Annotated in this window: 15 protein-coding genes; 5 read left to right on the top strand and 10 right to left on the bottom strand. The window is 73.2% G+C overall.

Translation table 11 applies throughout. The annotated features are described in order from the left end of the window. Positions 1 to 7: 7 nt before the first annotated feature. The 5 genes from ACNTMW_RS12065 to ACNTMW_RS12045 form a co-directional block, all read right to left on the bottom strand. Positions 8 to 1,450 (bottom strand): flavin-containing monooxygenase, encoded by a 1,443-nt coding sequence (locus ACNTMW_RS12065; RefSeq protein WP_426633552.1) that lies wholly within the window; start codon positions 1,448 to 1,450, stop codon positions 8 to 10. Positions 1,451 to 1,715: 265 nt separating this feature from the next. Then, the gene (locus ACNTMW_RS12060) at positions 1,716 to 2,417 is read right to left on the bottom strand and encodes an endonuclease/exonuclease/phosphatase family protein (RefSeq protein WP_426633727.1); all 702 of its coding nucleotides are present in this window, start codon (positions 2,415 to 2,417) and stop codon (positions 1,716 to 1,718) included. A 50-nt stretch (positions 2,418 to 2,467) separates the two neighbouring features. Beyond that, positions 2,468 to 3,412 (bottom strand): ROK family glucokinase, encoded by a 945-nt coding sequence (locus tag ACNTMW_RS12055; RefSeq protein WP_426633551.1) that lies wholly within the window; start codon positions 3,410 to 3,412, stop codon positions 2,468 to 2,470. Positions 3,413 to 3,431: 19 nt separating this feature from the next. After that, positions 3,432 to 4,292 (bottom strand): hypothetical protein, encoded by an 861-nt coding sequence (locus ACNTMW_RS12050; protein ID WP_426633550.1) that lies wholly within the window; start codon positions 4,290 to 4,292, stop codon positions 3,432 to 3,434. Positions 4,293 to 4,377: 85 nt separating this feature from the next. Then, entirely contained in the window at positions 4,378 to 4,830 is a 453-nt protein-coding gene (locus ACNTMW_RS12045; RefSeq protein ID WP_426633549.1) for an SRPBCC family protein, read from the bottom strand. A 184-nt stretch (positions 4,831 to 5,014) separates the two neighbouring features. Here ACNTMW_RS12045 and ACNTMW_RS12040 point away from each other — a divergent pair, with 184 nt between their 5' ends. From ACNTMW_RS12040 to ACNTMW_RS12030, 3 genes are all read left to right on the top strand, one after another. Continuing rightward, a complete protein-coding gene (locus ACNTMW_RS12040; RefSeq protein ID WP_426633548.1) occupies positions 5,015 to 6,814 on the top strand; it encodes an AMP-dependent synthetase/ligase in 1,800 nt (599 codons plus the stop codon). A 76-nt stretch (positions 6,815 to 6,890) separates the two neighbouring features. Beyond that, complete coding sequence (locus tag ACNTMW_RS12035) at positions 6,891 to 8,459, top strand: sensor histidine kinase (RefSeq protein WP_426633547.1); 1,569 nt, start codon at positions 6,891 to 6,893, stop codon at positions 8,457 to 8,459. A gap of 30 nt (positions 8,460 to 8,489) precedes the next feature. Continuing rightward, on the top strand, positions 8,490 to 9,158 hold the full coding sequence (locus ACNTMW_RS12030; RefSeq protein WP_168071948.1) for a response regulator transcription factor: 669 nt from the start codon (positions 8,490 to 8,492) through the stop codon (positions 9,156 to 9,158). A gap of 37 nt (positions 9,159 to 9,195) precedes the next feature. Here ACNTMW_RS12030 and ACNTMW_RS12025 read toward each other — a convergent pair whose 3' ends face one another. The 5 genes from ACNTMW_RS12025 to ACNTMW_RS12005 form a co-directional block, all read right to left on the bottom strand. After that, a complete protein-coding gene (locus ACNTMW_RS12025) occupies positions 9,196 to 10,512 on the bottom strand; it encodes an outer membrane protein assembly factor BamB family protein (RefSeq protein WP_426633546.1) in 1,317 nt (438 codons plus the stop codon). 84 nt (positions 10,513 to 10,596) lie between these two features. After that, entirely contained in the window at positions 10,597 to 11,730 is a 1,134-nt protein-coding gene (locus tag ACNTMW_RS12020; RefSeq protein ID WP_426633545.1) for a glycosyltransferase family 4 protein, read from the bottom strand. Beyond that, the gene (locus ACNTMW_RS12015; RefSeq protein WP_426633544.1) at positions 11,727 to 12,989 is read right to left on the bottom strand and encodes a M48 family metallopeptidase; all 1,263 of its coding nucleotides are present in this window, start codon (positions 12,987 to 12,989) and stop codon (positions 11,727 to 11,729) included. The genes ACNTMW_RS12020 and ACNTMW_RS12015 overlap by 4 nt, the downstream gene beginning before the upstream one ends. A 141-nt stretch (positions 12,990 to 13,130) precedes the next feature. Next, positions 13,131 to 13,382 (bottom strand): hypothetical protein, encoded by a 252-nt coding sequence (locus tag ACNTMW_RS12010; RefSeq protein WP_426633543.1) that lies wholly within the window; start codon positions 13,380 to 13,382, stop codon positions 13,131 to 13,133. Positions 13,383 to 13,447: 65 nt separating this feature from the next. Beyond that, the gene (locus tag ACNTMW_RS12005) at positions 13,448 to 14,827 is read right to left on the bottom strand and encodes an NYN domain-containing protein (protein WP_426633542.1); all 1,380 of its coding nucleotides are present in this window, start codon (positions 14,825 to 14,827) and stop codon (positions 13,448 to 13,450) included. A 127-nt stretch (positions 14,828 to 14,954) separates the two neighbouring features. Between ACNTMW_RS12005 and ACNTMW_RS12000 the strand changes: the two genes are divergently transcribed. Then, entirely contained in the window at positions 14,955 to 16,736 is a 1,782-nt protein-coding gene (locus ACNTMW_RS12000; RefSeq protein ID WP_426633541.1) for a DEDD exonuclease domain-containing protein, read from the top strand. Positions 16,737 to 16,847: 111 nt separating this feature from the next. Then, a complete protein-coding gene (locus tag ACNTMW_RS11995) occupies positions 16,848 to 19,094 on the top strand; it encodes a RelA/SpoT family protein (RefSeq protein WP_426633540.1) in 2,247 nt (748 codons plus the stop codon). Positions 19,095 to 19,101: the final 7 nt, after the last annotated feature.

Below are 19,101 nucleotides of genomic sequence, written 5' to 3'. Positions count from 1 at the left end.
CTCGTGGTCACGCCGCCTCCAGTTCGTCGAGAGAGCGCTGGAGCGCCTGCAGGTAGACGACGTGGTCGACCTCGAACCAGTGCCGCTCGGAGTCGCTGACCTTCGCCGACGTGTACCGGCGCTCGGGCTCGCCCTGCCGCCGCGTCCAGAGGGCCGCGGCCCGCTGTGGGGCGGTCTCCCGCAGCCGCAGCCACCGCGCGATCGTCACGGCCTGCCAGTGCGCGATCGAGAACATGCCGCTGTCGGGCTGGACCAGACCCACGACCGCGAGGGTCGGGTGGGTCCGGGAGAACATCTGGAGCCGCAGCCTGGGCCGGCCGTCGTGGCCGATCCCCAGCAGCTCCGGGCTCGTGAACGCGAACTCCGGACGGTACCCCGTGGCCAGGACCACAAGGTCCGGTTCGGCGGACCCGCCGTCGGTGAACTCGACGCCGGTACGGGTGAACCGTGCGACGTCTCCGACCGGCGTGATCGCGCCGTGGCCCAGGTAGTACGCGAGCTGGCTGTTGACGACCGGGTGCGTCTCGTACAGCTTGTGGTCGGGCCGGCGCAGGCCCAGCCGGGTGGGGTCACCGACGGTCAGGCGCAGCAGCCGTCCGAACAGCCAGCGCCGCAGCGCCAGCGGCAGCCGCAGCCAGCGCATCAGGTCGTCGGCCTGGTCGGTGGGGCGACCGAGGGCGTACTTCGGGGCGTACCAGTAGCCGCGGCGGGTCGAGTGCCAGCAGTGCGCCGCCTGTTGCGCGGCCTCCACCGCGATGTCGCAGCCGGTGTTGCCGCCACCGACGACGAGTACCTTGCGGCCGCGTAGCTGCGCGGCGTCGGAGTACCCGCTGGCGTGCAGCACCTGTCCGCGGAAGTCCGCCAGCCCCTCGAACTCCGGCCACCGGGGCGACCAGTTGTGGCCGTTGGCCACCACGACGGCGGCGTAGCGCAGGGTCCGGGGCTCGCCGCCGCGCGAGCCCCGGATCGTGACGTCCCAGCGGTGCCCGTCACCGACCGGCTCGATGCGGGCCACCTCGGTGCCGAACCAGATGTGCTCGCGCAGTCCGAAATGGTCGGCGTACCGCTCGAAGTACGTCAGCAGCCGCGAGTGGTGCGGGTAGTCCGGCCAGTCGTCGGGCATCGGGAAGTCGGGGAACTGGGTGAGTGGCTTCGACGAGATGAGGTGGGTACTGGCGTAGACCGGGCTGCGGTCGTGCCGCCAGTTCCAGGCGCCGCCGACGGTGGTCTCCCGCTCGTAGCAGTCGACGCTGAACCCGGCCTCCCGGAGATTCTTGATCGCGGCGAGCCCGCTGCCGCCGGCGCCGATCACGCAGACCGCGTCGCCGCGGTCGTACACCGGCTCGCCGTCGCGCCGGTCCGATACGGCGTAGGCCGCCGGCTCGCCGTCGCTCCGGTCCCGCGCCGCGGAGGCCGCGGTGCCGGGCCGGACGGCGTCGTCATCGTTCACGGTTGACTCCCTCCCCGGCTCGGCATCCTCTCGGTATCCGGAGCGTCTTGTCCACCCTCACGCCACGGAATATCGAAGATCACCGCACAAGACCACCACGCGGGATCGCCGGGCAAGATCAGCACAGCTTCCGGGAAGTTGTTGCCTCGGGGCGGGACTGAGACCACAACTTCTCAGAAGTTGTGTCGATCAAGGCCGGCCCGGCGGGCCACGGTCGAGGCGGACCGGCCAGGGTCGAGGCGGGCGGGCCGTGGCCGAGCCCTGGCTACGGGAGGGCGACGTCGACCAGCAACGGGAAGTGGTCACTGGCCAGCCGCGCCGGCGGCGGGTCGAAGACCCGGTAGTCGACGATCTCGCAACGGGCGTCGACGAGGACCGCGTCGATGCGACGGTCCGGCGCGCCGACCGGGAAGGTCGCCCGGTCGGCCTGCCCCGTGGCGGCGGCCGCGTCGACCAGCCGGGAGCCGGTGAGGGTACGCCAGGCACCGCCGTCCGGGGTTTCATTGACGTCGATGCCGAGCAGCAGCGGCGCACCGACCCTGGCGATCACCCGTCGCAGGAGTTCCGCCTGGACCGGCCGTTCACGCTCGTCGGTGGCCAGGTGCGAGCCGGCAACGGCGAACCGGGTACCGCCGACCGAGCAGTCCACGACGACGGCGCCGCGCAGGTGCCGGCCGGGCGTCAACGGGTACCGGACACAGCGCTCGCCGTGTACCCGTACCCGCAGACTGGTGAGGACCAGGTTGCCGAGCGCCGGCAGGCCGCCACCGGCCACCACGAGGCCGAAGCGGGCCGCGAGCGCCGCGGACTTCGCCCGCCAGCGGAAACGCCGCGGCGCCTCCTGCAACACCACCACGTCGGGCTCGGCGGCCCGTACCACCGCCGCCAGGGCGGTGACGTCGTCGCGCAGCCCGTGCACGTTGTACGACATCAGGCGCAGCCGGGCACCCCGGCTCCCGGGCGTCAGCGGCGGGCCACCGGCCATCGGCGTCAGCGGCGGGCCACCGGCCATCGGCGTCAGCGGCGGGCCAGGTCGGCCGCGCCGACGACCCCGGCGAGGTTGCCCATCTGCGCAGCGTGTACCTCGGCGACCGGCAGGGCGCCGCGCGCCTCGAGGTTGTCCCGGTAACTGGCCTCGGTCGGCCTGATCAGCAGGTCACCGGCCTCGACCACGCCGCCACCGACCACGATCACCTGCGGGTCGAGGATCTGCACCATGTCGACCATGCTGTTGCCCAGCCAGTACCCGACCTGCTCGAACGCCGCGATCGCGGCCGGGTCGCCCTGCTTGCCCGCGGTGGTGACCATCGGGCCGGTGATCGCCTCGGGCATCCCACCGGCGAGGGCGAGCAGGCGCTCGGCCTTGTCGGGGGCTTCCTTGGCGGTGGCCCGGGCGTAGCGGACCAGGGCGGTGCCGCTGGCGTACTGCTCCAGGCAGCCGTGGCGCTTGCAGCCGCAAGGCAGGCCGTCGGGTACGACCCGGACGTGGCCGAGTTCGGCGGCGACCCCGTGAGCGCCGCGGATCAGCTCGCCGCCCATCACGATGCCGCTGCCGATCCCGGTACCCACGGTGTAGAGCACCATCGAGTCGGAGGCGTCGCGGGCCGCGCCGAAGCGGAACTCCGCCCACGCGGCCACGTTGGCGTCGTTCTCGACCACGACGGGGACGTTGAACCGGCGGGCGATCTCGTCGCGCAGCGGCTCGTCCCGCCAGGCCAGGTTCGGCGCGTACATGATGACCGACCGCTCGGCGTTGATCCACCCGGCGGCGCCGATGCCGATCGCCTCGACCGGGTGGATCGCGGTCAGCTCGGTGATCACCTCGCAGATCATGGTGGCCGTGCCGGCCGGGTCTTGAGCCGGTGTGGGCCGCCGCGCCTCGGCCAGAACCTCACCGTCAGGACCGACGATTCCGCCGAGCACCTTGGTCCCACCGATATCGACTCCGATGGTCAGCGACACGCGTTCCTGCTTTCGTTTCCTATGTTGTGCCGTCTTCGGGGTCGCTGCGGACCGGCTTCCGGACGGCCTTCTTGGCCACGGCCTTCCTTGCCGCGGTCTGCCCGGCCGCAGCCTCCTCGGCCCCGGCCTTCCTGGCTGCGGTCTTCTTCGCCACGGCCTTCTTGGCCACGGCTTTCTTCGCCACGGGCTTCTTTGCCGGGGCGTCCGCCGCCACCGGCTTCTTTGCCGGGGCGTCCGCCGCCACCCGTTCGGACACCGGAGATCCGGCGTCCGCGGAGGCGGGAAGATCTGAAACCGTACCCGATACCCGCGGCCCCGGGGAGGCGTCCGCCGGCCGGGCCGGAGGCGGGGCCGTGGTGGCCGCGTGCCACGGATCGCCGGGCGACCGGTGGGCCGTGGATGCGGGCACCGCACCACTCAACGCCCGCAGCAGCCCGCTGATTCCGACCGCCAGGTCACCCGCCGCGGACGCCAGCCGCTCGGCGAACTCCGGACTCGGGTCGCGCAGGGCGGCGATCAGCCGGCACACCGGGCACACGCAGCAGTCCGCGGAGCCGGTGGACATGCCGGCGGTCGGGCCGCCACCGGAGTGGACGGAAGGACCGGCGCCGGCGCCGGTATCCGGACCGTTCGTGACGCCGGCATCCGGAGCGGACCTGGCGCCGGCATCCGGACCGTTCGTGGCGCCGGCCACGAAGCCGGCGAGGCCCGCCGCGAGATCGTGCACCCGCTCGGAGCTGAGCACCTGGTCGGCCAGCATCCGCAGTTGCCGGTTGGCCTCCACGCCGCGCAGCGCGGTCGATGCCCAGCCCAGACCCGCCGCTATCAGCCGCTCGGCCTCCTCACGCGGAGTGCCGATCCGGCCGTCACCGTTGTTCACGTCGAAGCACCGCCACAATCCGTCCCGCCGGTACCGGCGTGCGTGCCACGGGAGGCGGGCACGCCGGTACCGCGGATCCGTTCGCTCACACCGCCGCCAGGGACTCGACGCGGCGCTTGAGGTCCTTCAACGCGGAATCCATGATCATTTTCTCGGCCTTGCGCTTGAACATTCCCAGCATTCCGATCGACAACTCCACGGCCAGCGTGTACGTCACCGTGGCGGTGCCGTCGCCGTTGTCGGTGAGGTCGTACGAGCCCTCCTGCGACTTCTGCATCTTCGATGGCTTGACCAGGTGCCACTCGATGCGCGAGAGGTCGTCGGCGTAGTCGTACGACAGGATGTACTCGTCCGCCACGACCCCTGCGTCCAGGACGAACCGCACCTGACTGGCGTAGCCGTCCTCGTACTCCTCCGTCACCTCGGCGGACTTGACCGCCGAGACCCACTCGGGGTACTTGGAGAAATCGCAGATGACCGCGGCGACCTTATCGCACGGCGCGTCGATGATGATCGACTGCGTCGAGGTGTCCGTCATGAACGGCAGGCTACCCTCGCCGGGCTGGAGATACGCGCCGGGTTCACCCGAACTCGGCGACGGATGCGCCAGCGACCCCGGGTGACCTCGCTCACGACGCGAGGAACGGCAAACCCCACATACAGTTGCGATCACATTGCCGGTAGGTTCCGGGTACCGGTCAGCAGACACGCGAGGAGTCGACGTGCGGGAGTTCTCCGTACCGCCGGTCGCGATCATCGACGATTCGGCCACGCTCACCGATCCGGTGTGGGACAACGCGGCCAAGGCGCCCGATGCGGTCCAGTTCGCCCGCCGAGTCGGTGGCATCTGGCAGGACGTGACCTGTGCACTGTTCCGCGACGAGGTGGTCGCGCTGGCCAGGGGGCTGCTTGCCGCCGGGGTCCAGGTCGGCGACCGGGTCGGGCTGATGAGCCGCACCCGGTACGAGTGGACCCTCATCGACTACGCGATCTGGGCCGCCGGCGCGGTGACCGTACCGATCTACGAGACCTCCAGCGCCGAGCAGGTGGCGTGGATCCTGTCGGACTCCGGGGCGGTCGCCTGTTTCGTGGAGACCAACACGCACCGCGAGGTCGTGGCGCAGGTCCGGGACCGCTGCCCGGCGATGACCCACCTGTGGCAGATCGACTCACCGCGCGGTGCCGTCGACGAGCTGGTCGCCGACGGGGCCGCGATCCCGGCCGAGGAGGTCGAGCAGCGCCGGCACGCGATCCGCGCCGACGACACCGCGACGATCATCTACACCAGCGGCACCACCGGCCGGCCCAAGGGCTGCGTGCTGACCCACCGCAACCTGTACTTCGACATCGCGAACGCGATTCCCGAGCTCCGGTCGATGTTCCAGCCGGGCTCGTCGACCGTGCTGTTCCTGCCGCTGGCCCACTCGTTCGCCCGGATCATCCAGACCGGCTGCATCCAGGCCCGGGCCCGGATGGGGCACCTGCCCGACGTCAAGACCCTCGTCGACGACCTGCAGTCGTTCCAGCCGACGTTCCTGCTGTCGGTGCCGCGGGTGTTCGAGAAGGTCTACAACACCGCGCAGCAGAAGGCGACCGCCGACGGCAAGGGCGCCATCTTCCGGCGCGCCGAGCAGATCGCCATCGCCTACAGCGAGTCGCTGGACAACGGCGGCCCGGGCCTGGTGCTACGGACCCAGCACGCGTTGTTCAACAAGCTGGTGTACGGCAAGCTGCGGGCCGCCCTCGGCGGGCGCTGCACCCACGCGATCTCCGGCGGCGCCCCGCTGGGCGTCCGGCTGGCCCACTTCTTCCGCGGTATCGGCCTCGACGTGCGGGAGGGGTACGGCCTGACCGAGACCTCCCCGGTCGTGGCCGCCAACTTCGACGGAAGCGTCCGCATCGGCACGGTCGGGCGTCCGCTGCCCGGTACCACCATCCGGATCGCCGACGACGGTGAGATCCTCGTCAAGGGCGGCCAGGTCTTCGCCGGCTACTGGAACAACCCGGTGGCGACGGCCGAGGCCCTCGACGACGACCGCTGGTTCCACACCGGTGACCTGGGCAGCCTCGACGACGAGGGGTACCTGAGCATCACCGGCCGCAAGAAGGAGCTGCTCGTCACCGCCGGCGGCAAGAACGTGGCACCGGCGGTGCTGGAGGACCGCGTCCGCGGGCACGTCCTGGTCAGCCAGTGCATGGTCGTGGGTGACCGGAAGCCGTTCATCGCCGCCCTCGTCACCCTCGACGAGGAGGCGCTGCCGGCGTGGAAGGCCGACAACGGCAAGCCCGCGGAGGCAGGCGTCACCGATCTGCGTGACGATCCACAGCTGCGGGCCGCCATCCAGGAAGCGATCAATTACGCTAATCAGGCGGTCTCGAAGGCCGAGGCGATCAAGTCGTTCCGGATCCTGCCTCGGGACTTCACGGAGGCCACCGGCGAGCTGACCCCCTCGCTGAAGGTGAAGCGCAACGTGGTGATGAAGGAGTACGCCGACGAAATCGCCGCGATCTACGGCGGCTGACGAGCCGCTCGTTCCCGTACTCCTGCCCCGGCGCCGCCTGCTCGGACTGTCCGTCCGGGCGGTGATGCTCGTCCTGATGGCGGCGCTGACGCTGGGCGTGGCGCCGTACCCGGTCGTGCTCGGGTGGCTCGCCCTGGTCGCCGTGGCGGGTGTGCCGGCCGTCCTCGCGCCGGACCACCGCGTCATCGGGCCCCTCGGCCGCCTGGCCGAGGTCGTGATGACCTGCCTCGCCGCGGCCGCGATCGCCCACGCCGCCCACCTGCCCGGTGGCGTGGGCGCCGCCGCGGTGGTGCTGTCCTACCTGTGGATACCGCTCGTGGGCGCCGCCCTGGCCGGCCGCCGGTTCGAGGCGCCCGCCCTGCTGGGGGCCGCGGCCCTGGTCCTCGCGGTGGCCCGGCTCGCCGACTCCCAACTGGGACCGGCCGGGTTCACCCGGGCGGCTGTCCAGTGGCTCGGGCTGGGCGCCGTCGCCGCCGTGGTGGCCGGCATCCTGCGGTTCAGCCTGCTCTCCCAGCGCGACTCGCCGCAGCCGTACGCGGAGGCGACCCGCCTGCTCACCCAGCTGCGCAGCGTGGCCCGGCAACTGCCGGGCGCCACGCTGGACCCCGGTGGCCTCGCCGAGCACCTGCTCGACGAGGTACGCGCGGTGGCGCCGGCGGAGCGGGCCGCGGTGCTGTCGACCAGCGGCGGTGGCCGGCTGGTGGTGCTCGCGCAGACCGGCGCCGAGCGGGTCGACTGGGAGACCGGCCTGGACGCCGACTCGGCGATCGCCGACGCCTGGGCCAGCCAGCAGCCGCAGACCGCCAGCCGGTCCCAGGCCAGGTCGGCGGTGCCGGCCGGGGTCGAGGTGTCGGCGCTGATCGTGCCGCTGGTGGCCGGGGTCCGCACGATCGGGTTGATCGCGCTGGAGACCGACACGCCGGCGGCGTACCCGCCGGCCCTGGCCGCCCAGGTCGCGCAGGTCGCCGCCCCGGCGGCGCTGCGGCTGGAGGCCGCGCTGCTGTTCGACGAGGTGCGGTCGCTCGCGACGTCCGAGGAGCGGCAGCGGCTGGCCCGCGAGATCCACGACGGGGTCGCGCAGGAGCTGGTGATGGTCGGCTACGGCATCGACAACGCCCTGGCCACCCTGCCCGACGTCGACGCGACCACCGAGGAGCTGCGGGTGCTGCGCTCGGAGGTCACCCGGGTCATCACCGAGCTGCGGCTGTCACTGTTCGAGCTGCGCAGCGAGGTCGACCGGTACGGCGGCCTGGCCACGGCGATCGCCGACTACGCCCGTACCGTGGGGCAGTCCGCCGGCCTGCGGGTGCACCTGTCGCTGGACGAGTCGACCGCGCGGCTCCCCGCGGCGACCGAGGCGGAGCTGCTGCGCATCGCGCAGGAGGCGATCACGAACGCGCGCAAGCACGCGGGAGCCGAGAACCTCTGGGTGACCTGCACGATCGATCCGCCCTTCGCAGAGATCGAAGTGTCGGATGACGGACACGGAATAGTGGATCGTCCTAAAGAGGGACGGTACGGTCTTGCAATCATGGCGGAACGCGCGGAACGTATCCGGGGCCGGTTGGAGATCAGGCCGCGTGTTCCCAGCGGCACGACCGTGGCGGTTGTGCTTGGCTCTGCGCCACGGCGCGGTAGCGTGTGAGTCACACTGAGCAAGGAGAGAGCGCCGGATATGTCCACACCCGTCACCTCAACCACCCGGACCAAGGTCCTGCTCGTCGATGACCATGACCTCATTCGCCGGGGGCTTCGCCACGCGTTCGAGCGTGACCGGCAGTTCGAGGTGGTCGGCGAGGCGGCAACCGCGGCCGAGGCCATCCGCCAGGCCGGTGCGCTGCAGCCGGATGTCGTCATCATGGACCTGCGGCTGCCCGACGGCAGTGGCCTGGAGGCCACCCGCGCGCTCCGCAAGACCAGCGCCAACATGGGCATCGTCGTGCTGACCATGTACGCCGGTGACGACCAGCTGTTCGGTGCCCTCGAGGCCGGCGCCAGCGCGTTCGTGCCCAAGACCGCCCCGGCCGACGAGGTGGTCGCCGCGGCCCGCCACGCCGCGTCGGCGCCCAGCGCGTTCACCGCCGCCGACCTCGCCGAGGCGATGAAGCGGCGGCTCGCACCGACCGGACCGCAGCTGTCGCCGCGCGAGGGCCAGGTGCTGCGCCTGCTCGCCGACGGCATGAGCGTCGCCGGCATCGCCAAGCAGCTGTTCGTGTCGGAGTCGACGGCCAAGACCCACATCTCGAAGCTGTACGAGAAGCTGGGCGCGGCCAACCGGGCCCAGGCGCTGATGACCGCGCTGCGGCTCGGCCTGCTCGAAGCCCCCGACACGCCGAAGTTCTGAGCCCGATACTGACGGGCGTGGCGGCCGGTCGACCGCGCTAGGCGCCGGCGACGGCCACCACGCCCGTCAGCGTCGGCACGTACGCGCGGTTGTGCGCGAGCGTCGGCGAGGCGAAGTGCGACACGTCTCCGACCGGGAGACGCTGGCGGACCGCGCCCGTCGCCGGGTCCAGGGCGGTCAGGCTGCCCATCCCGGTGTCGACGACCCAGACCGCGCCACCGCCGACGACCGGTGAGCCACCACCGGACATCTCGGCTCGCCAGCCGACGGTGATCCCGCCGTCGGCACCGATCGTGACCGCCCGCGGGCCGTCCTGGCAGGGCACGTAGACCGTGTTTCCGCTGACCGCGGCGCCGCCGTACGCCGGGCACACGGGCGCCTGCGCCACCTGTCCGCCGATGCCGCCGAGCCGGTCGGGCCGCACCGTGTACCCGACGCCCCGCTTGCCGTCGGCGTAGACGTACCCGCCGGCCGCGGCCGGGGTCATCGAGCCGAGGTCGGCGTCGGACGAGTTGTCCTGAGGCCAGCTGGACGGCGTGAACCGGTCCACCAGTTCGAGGTCGCGATTGAGCGCGATGACCGAGTCGCTGCCGTCGTAGCCGGTGGTCGACTCGCCGTTGCCGACGGCGTACATCAGCCGGTCACCGACCACCGTCGCGCCACCGGGAGCCCAGATGCCCCCCTCCCGGCGGGTGGGGATGTGGTAGCTGAGCGGCCGGGTCGCGCCGGTGGTCGGCAGCGCGACCACCGCGCCGACGTAGTTGGCACAGTCGCCGGCGAGCCCGCCGTAGGCGATGTAGACCCGGCCGCCGACGAGGTTGAGCGCCGCCCGCTGCTGATGGGCGATCCGGTCCCCGGTCGGTGGCTCGGCGGCCCGCCGCTCGCGTACCGCACCGGTGGCGGCGTCGACACTCACCAGTACGTGCCGTCCGCCGCCGGTCTCGGCGAGCGCGAACAGCAGCGCCGTGCGCGGGTCGTAGACCATGGTGCTGGTGATGCCGAGGGGGTCGATGTTGCCGCACGGCAGCTGCGCCAGCGGTACCGGCGTGCCGACGTGGGTCGACCAGAGGACCCGCCCGCTGTCCGCGGCGAGGGCGTAGACGGTGTCGTTCTCCGTCGCGGCGAAGATGCGGTTGCCGACCGCGAGCGGCTGGCCGTAGACGGCTCCGTCCAGCCGGGCCACCCAGGCCCGGGTGAGGGTACCGAGCGGGGCCAGACCCACGGCGACGCCGGAGCGGCCGTTGTCGTGGTGGTACGTGGTCCAGTCCGCCGGGTCCGGTGCGGGATCGGCGCACCCCGAGACCAGCAGGAGACTCACCGCGGCCGCCAGCCGGGCGGCCAGCGCCCAGCGCACCCGCGGACACTTCCCCGGAACCCACCCCGTAATCAGCGGACGGCGCGGGAACCCGGCGGACGGCGTGACCCGCGGGCGGCGCGGCTACCCGCCCGCGCCGGACAGCAGGACCCGCATCCGGTCGGCCTGGGTCTGCCAGGACCACTCGGCCTCGACCCAGGCCCGTCCCGCCGCGCCGAGGCGGCGCGCCAGGTCCGGGTCGGCCAGCAGGGTCGCGACCCGGTCGGCGATCGCGGCGGTGTCGCGCCCGTCCACCACATACCCGGTCTCACCTTCGCGCACCGCGTCCGGGGCGCCGCCGGAGTCGCCGGCGACGACCGGCAGCCCGGTCGCGGAGGCCTCCAGGTAGACGATGCCGAGCCCCTCCACGTCGAGGCCGCCGCGCCGGGTCCGGCACGGCATCGCGAACACGTCTCCCGCGGCGTAGTACGCCGGCAGGTCCTGCCACGGCACCGAACCGGTGAAGACGACGTGGTCGGCGACGCCGGTCTCGCCGGCCAGCCGCTGCAACGCCGACCGGTACGGGCCGCCGCTGACCACCAGCAGCGCCGCGTCCGGTACCCGGCGGCGGATCGCCGGCAGCGCCCGGATGAGCGCGTCCTGGCCCTTGCGCGGCACCAGTCGGGACACGCACACCACGACCGGCCGGTCGACCAGCCCGTACCGGCGGCGCACCGAGTCGCCGTCGACGCCGGGGTGGTATGTCGTGGCGTCCACGCACGGCACCAGCCGCTCCAGCGCGGTCAGGCCGCCCAGAACCCGCCCCAGCCGGTCCCGCTGGTACCCGGTCAGGTAGGTGACCACGTCGGCGCCCCGGCCGATGCGCCGCAGCAGGCTCCGGGCACCGGGCAGGGCGGCCCAGCCGACCTCGTGGCCGTGGGTCTGCGCCACCACCCGGCGGATGCCGGCCCGCCGGCGCAGCCCGTCGGCGAGCAGCCCGAGCGGGGCGGCCGCCCCGAACCACACCGTGTCACAGTCGTACGCCCGCGCGAGCTGGACCGCCCGCCGGGCCACCCGGGGGGTCGGCAGGAGCACCCCGGTGTCCTCCCGTACCACCTCGAACGGCTGGTCGGCGTCGAACTTCTCCGCGCCCTTCCAGGTCGACGCGTACACCACGACCGAGTCGGCCGGCTGGCGCACCGCGAGGTTGTGCACGAACTGCTGGATGCCGCCGGGTCGGGGCGGGAAGTCGTTGGTGACGAGCAGGGTCCGGGTCACCGCCGTGCCCCCGTACGCGACCAGGCGCGGGCGGCCGCCATCCGCTGCACCGTCGACGGGTGCGACGCGAACAGCGTGTACTCCACCGGGTTGGGGTCCGGGTCGCCCAGGTTCACCAGCGACAACCGCGCCTGCATCGCCTCGAAGGTGGCCGGGTCGCGGGTGAGGGCCAGCGCGTGCCGGTCGGCACGCGCCTCGATCCGCCGCGAGACCGCGTTCTGCACCGGGCCGGCGACGAGACCGACGACCGCGGCGACCGCCAGCAGCAGCGCCACCCCGCGCGGCTCGGCCAGCGACTCCACCCCCGCGCGGCGCAGCAGGCCGGTCCACGAGCCCAGCAGGTACAGCGCGCAGACCACAGCGGCCGAGCCGAGCGCACCGATCAGCGTGCCGGTGACCACGTCACCGTCCTTGGCGTGGCCGAGTTCGTGCGCGACCACCGACTCCACCTCCGTCGGGGGCGCCTCGCGCAGCAGGGTGTCGTACACGACGATGCGGCGGGTCGGCCCGAGGCCCGAGACGTACGCGTTGACCGCCCGGGTGCGCCGCGAGGCGTCCGCGACCAGGACGTCGGAGACCGGCACGCCGTCCCGGTCGGCCATCGCGATCAGGTCGCTGCGCAGTTGGCCGGGCTCCAGCGGGGTGAACCTGTTGAACACCGGCTCGATCAGTACCGGGAACACGAACGTGAGCAGCACCGTCAGCCCGGCGGCGCCGGCCGCGCCGAACGCCCACCACCAGCGCGGCGCGAGGTGGGTGACCGTGTAGAAGACCACCAGCACGACCGCGCCGATGACGGCGCTGATCGCGTACGCCTTGAGCAGGTCGACCGCCCAGCCGCCCCACCCCTGGGTGGACAGGCCGTACCGGCGGAGGACGTGCTGGCGCAGCGCGGCGAACGGCAGACCGACCAGCTCCCCGGCGAAGACGACGAGCAGCCCGCCGAGCAGCGCCTCGGCCAGCCAGTGCCCGTGGAACGGGCGGCCGGCCAGCCGCACCAGCGCGGCGCCCAGCGGGGTGAGCCCGAGCGCCAGGGCGACGACCAGCCCGATCACCATCGCGCCGTAGGTGCCGGGACGCAGCGCCGCCTGGAACGCACGCCCGCGCGCCACGGCGTCGGCCGGCAGTTCACGCAGCGCGGCGAGCTGGTCGGCGCGCGGTGCGGGCGGGCCGGACCACGGCACCCGCAGCGCGGTGACCAGGGCCAACCCGGCGAGCAAGGCGACGAGCACGACGGTGGCCCACCATCGAGGGGTCATGTCCGCGGCTCCTCCCGCTTGATCGGGCGAGCCAATCCTACGTTCGCGGTCGACGCCCGGGCCGGCGACGTTCGCGGCCGGCGCTCAGGCCGCGTGATGGCCCCGGCCGGTATCCGGGCCGACCATGGTCACGGCCGGCGCTCAGGCCGCGTGGTGGCCCCGCCGCCGCGGCGGCACCAGCCGTAAGCGGGGACGGCTGTCCTCCCGGCTGAGCACCGTGACCTCGAAGCCGGCGTCGGCGAGCACCTGCAGCGCCCGCCGCTCCGCCTCGTCGTCGGCGCCGACGTCGGTATCGGGGCGGATACCCCGGTGTGCCGGGCCGAACAGCATGTTGACCACGCACCCCTCGCACGCCTGCCCGCGCGCCCGGCACGTGTCGCAGTCGATGAGCATCGCTCCTCCTAGCGGTTCACCACCGTGGGTAACCACACGCTAGGCCCGGGGTACGACAGAAATCCTCATGATCGGGACAGACGGCGCAACAGGGCATCGGCGCCGAGCGGATACGCACCGTGGCGGCGCACCCCGTCGGCGACCTCCCGGTCGGACGAAACGACGACGACGGGCCGGCCGGTGGGTTCCGCACGGACCAGCCGGCGGATCAGCTCGTCGGCCGTCTCGCCCTTACGGGAGAACAGCACGCGCACGCCCCGCGGCGCCGGCGGCAGACCGACCACCCGCTCGGCACCGTCGAAGACCACGGTCACCTCGGCGCCGGTCTGGGCGGCCAGGCCGCCGAGCCCGTTGACCAGCCGGCGGCGCTGCTGCTCCAGGGAGATCTCGGCGAACCCGCGCTTGGTCACGTTGTAGCCGTCGACGACCAGGTGCGCCTTCGGCAGGGCGAGCAGCTGGTCCAGCCGGGCCGGGTCGTCGGCGTCCAGGGCCCGCGCGGTCGTCGCGCCGCCGGGCGGGCCGGGCCGCTCGGCGTGGACGTCGGCGACGAAATCGGCGGGCATCCGGTCGGTGGGTTCGAGCGCCAGCTCCCGGCGCAGCCCCACCGCGGCCCGGCCGATCGTCTCCAGCAGCAGCCACAGCCGCGCGTCGTCGACGGCCCGCGCTTCCTTGGCGGTCTGCCGGGCCGCCCCGGCCAGCGACTCGGCCTCGGCGAGCTTCGACTTCAGCCGGCGTACCTCCGCGTCATGATCGGCGGCGGCACGGGCGGCCCGGCCCTTCTCGGTGGCCAGCATCTCGCTCGCCTTGCGCTCGCGCGCCTGGGTCTCGCGCAGCGCCTTACCCAGTGCCCGTACCTCCTCGCGCAGGCCGCCCGCCTCGTCACGCAGTCGCGCCAGCTCGTCGCGGAGCTTGTCCGCCTCCACCCGGGCCACCGCGCGGTCGTGCTCGGCGCGCGCGGCGCGCTGCTCGACCTCGCGGATCCGGTCGGCGACGGCGGCGCTCGCGGTGTCGGCCCGTACCGCGCGGGCGGCGGCGGTGACCAGATCGCACCAGCCCTCCGGGCGGGCCAGGTAGGCCAGCGCGGCTACCTCGACCGGATCGGCCGCGGCCGGCGGCGCCCCGGCCATGACGGCCGTTCCGAGTTCACCGGCCTGCTCGACGACCCGAACCGCCAGCCGCTGCCGCAGCAGCGGATCGCCGGCGAGCTGGGCGGCGATGGCGGGGCCGCCGAGCCGGGCGCGCCGGGCGGGGGCGAACTTCGCCACCCGGCGCAGCGCCGTGGGCAGCTCGTCGGCCGGCATCCCGGTCATCGCGGCGGCCGCCAGCGCGATGACCCGCTGACGTACCGGCTCGGGCAGGGTCGGCTCGGTCTCGTGGCCCTGCTCCCGCGCAGCAGCGCCCGCGACCTCGGCTACCTCGTCGGCGAACGGCTCCTGTGCGGGCATGCGCCAAGTGTCGCATTGTCGACGGGCCGGCTGTCGTGGCCGGTCAGTCGATCTTCGAGCCGCAGGGCCCGTGGTACGGCGGTGGTGCCGTGTCCTGGGTCACCGGCCACACCACGGGCGGGGCGAAATGTCAGACCACGGTCGTATCGTGCCCGCCGTGGCGGAAGCGGTACGGGAGACGTTCCATCAGGAGACCCTCGACGCGCTCTTCGACGACGCCCGGGCCCGCTCGCTGTTCGCGACCACGTTCGTGGTCGTCGACCTGGAGACCACCGGCGGCGCGCCGGACGGTGGCGGCATCACCGAGATCGGCGCGGTCAAGGTGCGCGGCGGCGAGGAGCTCGGCGAGTTCGCGACGCTGGTCAACCCCGGCCAGCCGATCCCTCCCTACATCACGGTGCTCACCGGCATCACCGAGGCGATGGTGCTGCCCGCCCCGCGCATCGAGACTGTGCTGCCGGCGTTCCTCGAGTTCGCCACGGACGCGGTCCTGGTGGCGCACAACGCCCCGTACGACACCGGCTTCCTCAAGGCCGCGTGCGCCGCGCACGGCTATCCCTGGCCCAAGCCGCTGGTGCTCGACACGGCCGCCCTCGCCCGGCGCGTCCTCACCCGTGACGAGGTGCCCAACAACAAGCTGGCCACACTGGCCAGGTGGCTAGGCAACGCCCGCCAGCCCTGCCACCGTGCCCTCGACGACGCCCGCGCCACGGTCGACGTGCTGCACGCCCTGATCGGCCGGCTCGGCGGGCACCGGGTGCACACGCTCGGCGACGCCCTGGAGTTCGTCAAGGCGGTCAGCCCGACCCAGCGCCGCAAGCGGCACCTCGCCGAGAACCTGCCCAATACCCCTGGGGTGTACGTCTTCCGCGACGGCCGCGACCGCCCGCTGTACGTCGGCACCAGCTCGGCGATCGCCACCCGGGTGCGCAGCTACTTCACCGCGTCGGAGAAGCGGGCCCGGATCAACACCGAGATGCTGGCCGCCGCCGAGCGGGTGGAGGCCATCGAGTGCGCGCACTCCCTCGAGGCGGAGGTCCGCGAGCTGCGCCTGATCGCCGCCCACAAGCCGCCCTACAACCGGCGGTCGAAGTTCCCGGAGCGGGTCGTCTGGCTCAAACTGACCGAGGAGGCCTATCCGCGGCTGTCCGTGGTGCGCAAGCTCGCCGCCGACGGCGGCTCCTACCTCGGCCCGTTCGCGTCCCGCCGCCTCGCCGACCTGGCGGCGGCCGGGGTGTACGAGGCGCTGCCGCTGCGGCAGTGCACCCAGCGCCTGTCCACGCGCCGCCCGGCGGCGGCGTGCGCCCTCGCCGAACTGGGCCGCTGCGCCGCGCCGTGCGAGCACCGGGTCAGCCCGGAGGAGTACGCGGCCACCGCGGCGGAGCCGTTCCACGCCGCCACCACCGGTAACCCGGGCGAGGTGGTCCGCCGGCTGCTGGCGAGGATGCGGTCGCTGTCGGAGACCAGGCGCTACGAAGAGGCCGCGGCGGTGCGCACCCGCCTGGTGGCCTTCCTCCGGGCGTCCGTACGCATGCAGCGGCTCGCCTCGCTGACCGCGATCAGCCAGGTCGTCGCGGCTCGACCCGCGGCCGCCGGCGGCTGGGAGCTGGCGGTCATCCGGCACGGGCGGCTCGCCGCGGCCGGCACCTCCCCGCCGCGGGTGCATCCCCGCGCGACGCTGGAGACGCTGTTGGCCACGGCGGAGACGGTCCGGCCCGGCCCCGGGCCGGTGCCGTGCGCCAGTCCGGAGGAGACCGAGCGGGTGCTGGCCTGGCTGGAGCGGCCGGAGACCCGGCTGGTCGAGGTCGACGCCGGCTGGGCCTCCCCGGTGGACGGTGCCGGCCGGTGGCGTGAACTTCTGGCCACTGCGGAGGCAGCGACGGGCGCGGTAACCAATCTTGGGCTTTAATGAATCCTACGAACGCACATACTCAAATAGCCGTTCGTTGACCAACTGGCTAACTAGGCTGGACGAATCCCTATTCTCTGGTGGCCCGGCCCGGTCAGAGGAGGTGTCCGAGTGGATTCCGGCGTTTCCGGGATCGGCGGGCGCCTCGAGCCTGCGCTGGGCGCCCTACCGGACACGATCGGCTGGGACGAGCTACAACGTGCGAAACCGGTGCCCGAGGACGTGCTCGTCGACGATCGATGTCCGGCCGCCGAACCGAGCGCGCCGAACCGCGAGTGGCCCGACAACCGGGCCCGTCCGGCCGTCCCCGGCGCGACCGCACAGGCCACGGCGGCGCCCGGCACCACGGCACCCGGCACGACAGCACACAGCATGAGCACGCAGAGTCAAACCCCGGCGACCGACGTACCACCCGTCCCGGCGGGCCTACCGGGGCCGCGCGGTGGCACCGGCCGGACGCCCGCACCCAGCCGGCCCGCCGGCCGTCCCTCCCCTGCGGCACAGCCGCGACCCGCGTCGGAGCACCCGACCGGCGCCCGGTCGAGATCGAACCCGCCGGCCACCCCCGGCGCCCCACCCGCGCCGCCGTTCGCGGCCCCCAGCGCGCCGACCGCGCCGCCCGGCACCGGCCTCACCCGCCGCCTGCTGTCGATGCTGCCGTGGCCGACCGGTGGCGATCCGGTCGGCGAACTCGTCCGCCAGCACCGCTCGGTCCATCCCGGCGGCGACCCCAACCTGCTGCGCCGGGCGTACGCGATCGCCGAAGAGATGCACCGGGGGCAGACCCGCAAGAGCGGCGACCCGTACATCACGCACCCGCTCGCGGTGGCCGAGATCCTCGCCGAGCTGGGCATGGACACGACCACCCTGGTCGCCGCGCTGCTGCACGACACGGTCGAGGACACCAGCTACACCCTCCAGGCCCTGGAGGGCGACTTCGGGGCCGAGGTCGCCCTGCTGGTCGACGGGGTGACCAAGTTCGACAAGGTCTTCTACGGCGACGCCGCCGAGGCCGAGACGATCCGCAAAATGATCATCGCGGCCGGCCGGGACGTGCGGGTACTCGTCATCAAGCTCGCCGACCGGCTGCACAACATGCGTACCCTCGACGCCCGCTCCCCTGCCTCCCGCGCCCGTATCGCGCGCGCGACGCGGGACGTGCTGGTGCCGCTGTGTGACCGGCTGGGCATCCAGGCGCTCAAGCGCGATCTCGAGGACTGCGTGCTGAAGGCGCTCAGCCCCAGCGGGTACGCCCTGGTGGCCGACTACGTCGCGCACCGCCGTGGCCGGGGCAGATACCTGGACCGGGTCATCGCCGAGGTACGCACGGAGCTGAACCGGGCCAAGGTGGACGCGAAGGTGTCGTCCCGCCCCCGGCACCTGTACTCGATCTGGAAGGACACGGTCGCCGGCAACTACACCGAGCCGCACGACCTGCCCCGCGTCGTCATCGTCGTCAACGGTCCGGACACCGACTGCTACGCCGCGCTCGGCGCGATGCACGGCCGGTGGCGGCCGGTACCGGGCCGGTTCAAGGACTTCATCGCCTCGCCGAAGAACAACCTGTACCGATCGCTGCACACCACCGTGCTCGGGCCGGACGAGGAACTGCTCGAGGTGCTCATCCGGACCGAGCCGATGCACCGCGACGCGGAGTACGGCATCGTCGCCAACTTCCGCTACCCGCTGCTCGCCCGGGCGAGCAGCGAACGGGAACAACTGGCCTGGCTGCGCCGGGTGCTCGACTGGGAGAGTTCGGCCACCGACCCGGCCCAGTTCCTCGCGTCGTTGCGCTGCGACCTCGCCGAGTCGCAGATCATCGTCTTCACCTCCACCGGGCGGCCGGTGCTGCTGCCGGCCGAAGCCACGCCGGTCGACCTGGCGTACACGCTGGGCCAGCACATCGGCGACCGGTGCATCGGTGCCCGGCTCAACGGCCGACTGGTCGCGCTGTCGTCCGGACTCGACGACGGCGACGTGGTCGAGATCATCACCCGGCAGGGACAGCGCGACGAGTTCGACTTCGACGACAAGGCGCCGGCGCCGGGGCCGTCCCGGGAGTGGCTGCAGTTCGTCAAGACGCCCCAGGCCCGCCTGCACATCAGCGACTGGTTCACCGAGAAGGACGCGCCGGCGGTCACCATCGCCGACAAGGTGCGCCTCGGCCGGCTGGCCATCGGCCTCGCGCTGCGCCAGCGCGGCCGGGGGCTGGGCAGTGACCTGCCGCTGGTCCGGCTCGCCGTCAAGGTCGGCTACCCCGACCTGGAGACCCTGCTGGTCGCCGTGGCCGAACACAAGCTGGCGGCACCCGAGGTGGTGGACCAGCTGATCGCCTCGGTCGACCACACTCCACACTGAACCACTA

The sequence above is a fragment of the Planosporangium spinosum genome (assembly GCF_049999945.1).
Lineage (GTDB): Bacteria > Actinomycetota > Actinomycetes > Mycobacteriales > Micromonosporaceae > Planosporangium > Planosporangium spinosum.
This window is presented reverse-complemented; position numbering and strand designations above follow the sequence as displayed.

What these genes read in the sequence shown, in the direction of transcription:
- ACNTMW_RS12045 (WP_426633549.1), bottom strand. Translation starts at nt 4,830, where the DNA reads ATGACGGACACCTCGACGCAGTCGATCATCATCGACGCGCCGTGCGAT.
- ACNTMW_RS12035 (WP_426633547.1), top strand. Translation starts at nt 6,891, where the DNA reads ATGGCGGCGCTGACGCTGGGCGTGGCGCCGTACCCGGTCGTGCTCGGG.
- ACNTMW_RS12030 (WP_168071948.1), top strand. Translation starts at nt 8,490, where the DNA reads ATGTCCACACCCGTCACCTCAACCACCCGGACCAAGGTCCTGCTCGTC.
- ACNTMW_RS12015 (WP_426633544.1), bottom strand. Translation starts at nt 12,989, where the DNA reads ATGACCCCTCGATGGTGGGCCACCGTCGTGCTCGTCGCCTTGCTCGCC.
- ACNTMW_RS12010 (WP_426633543.1), bottom strand. Translation starts at nt 13,382, where the DNA reads ATGCTCATCGACTGCGACACGTGCCGGGCGCGCGGGCAGGCGTGCGAG.
- ACNTMW_RS12005 (WP_426633542.1), bottom strand. Translation starts at nt 14,827, where the DNA reads ATGCCCGCACAGGAGCCGTTCGCCGACGAGGTAGCCGAGGTCGCGGGC.
- ACNTMW_RS12000 (WP_426633541.1), top strand. Translation starts at nt 14,955, where the DNA reads ATGTCAGACCACGGTCGTATCGTGCCCGCCGTGGCGGAAGCGGTACGG.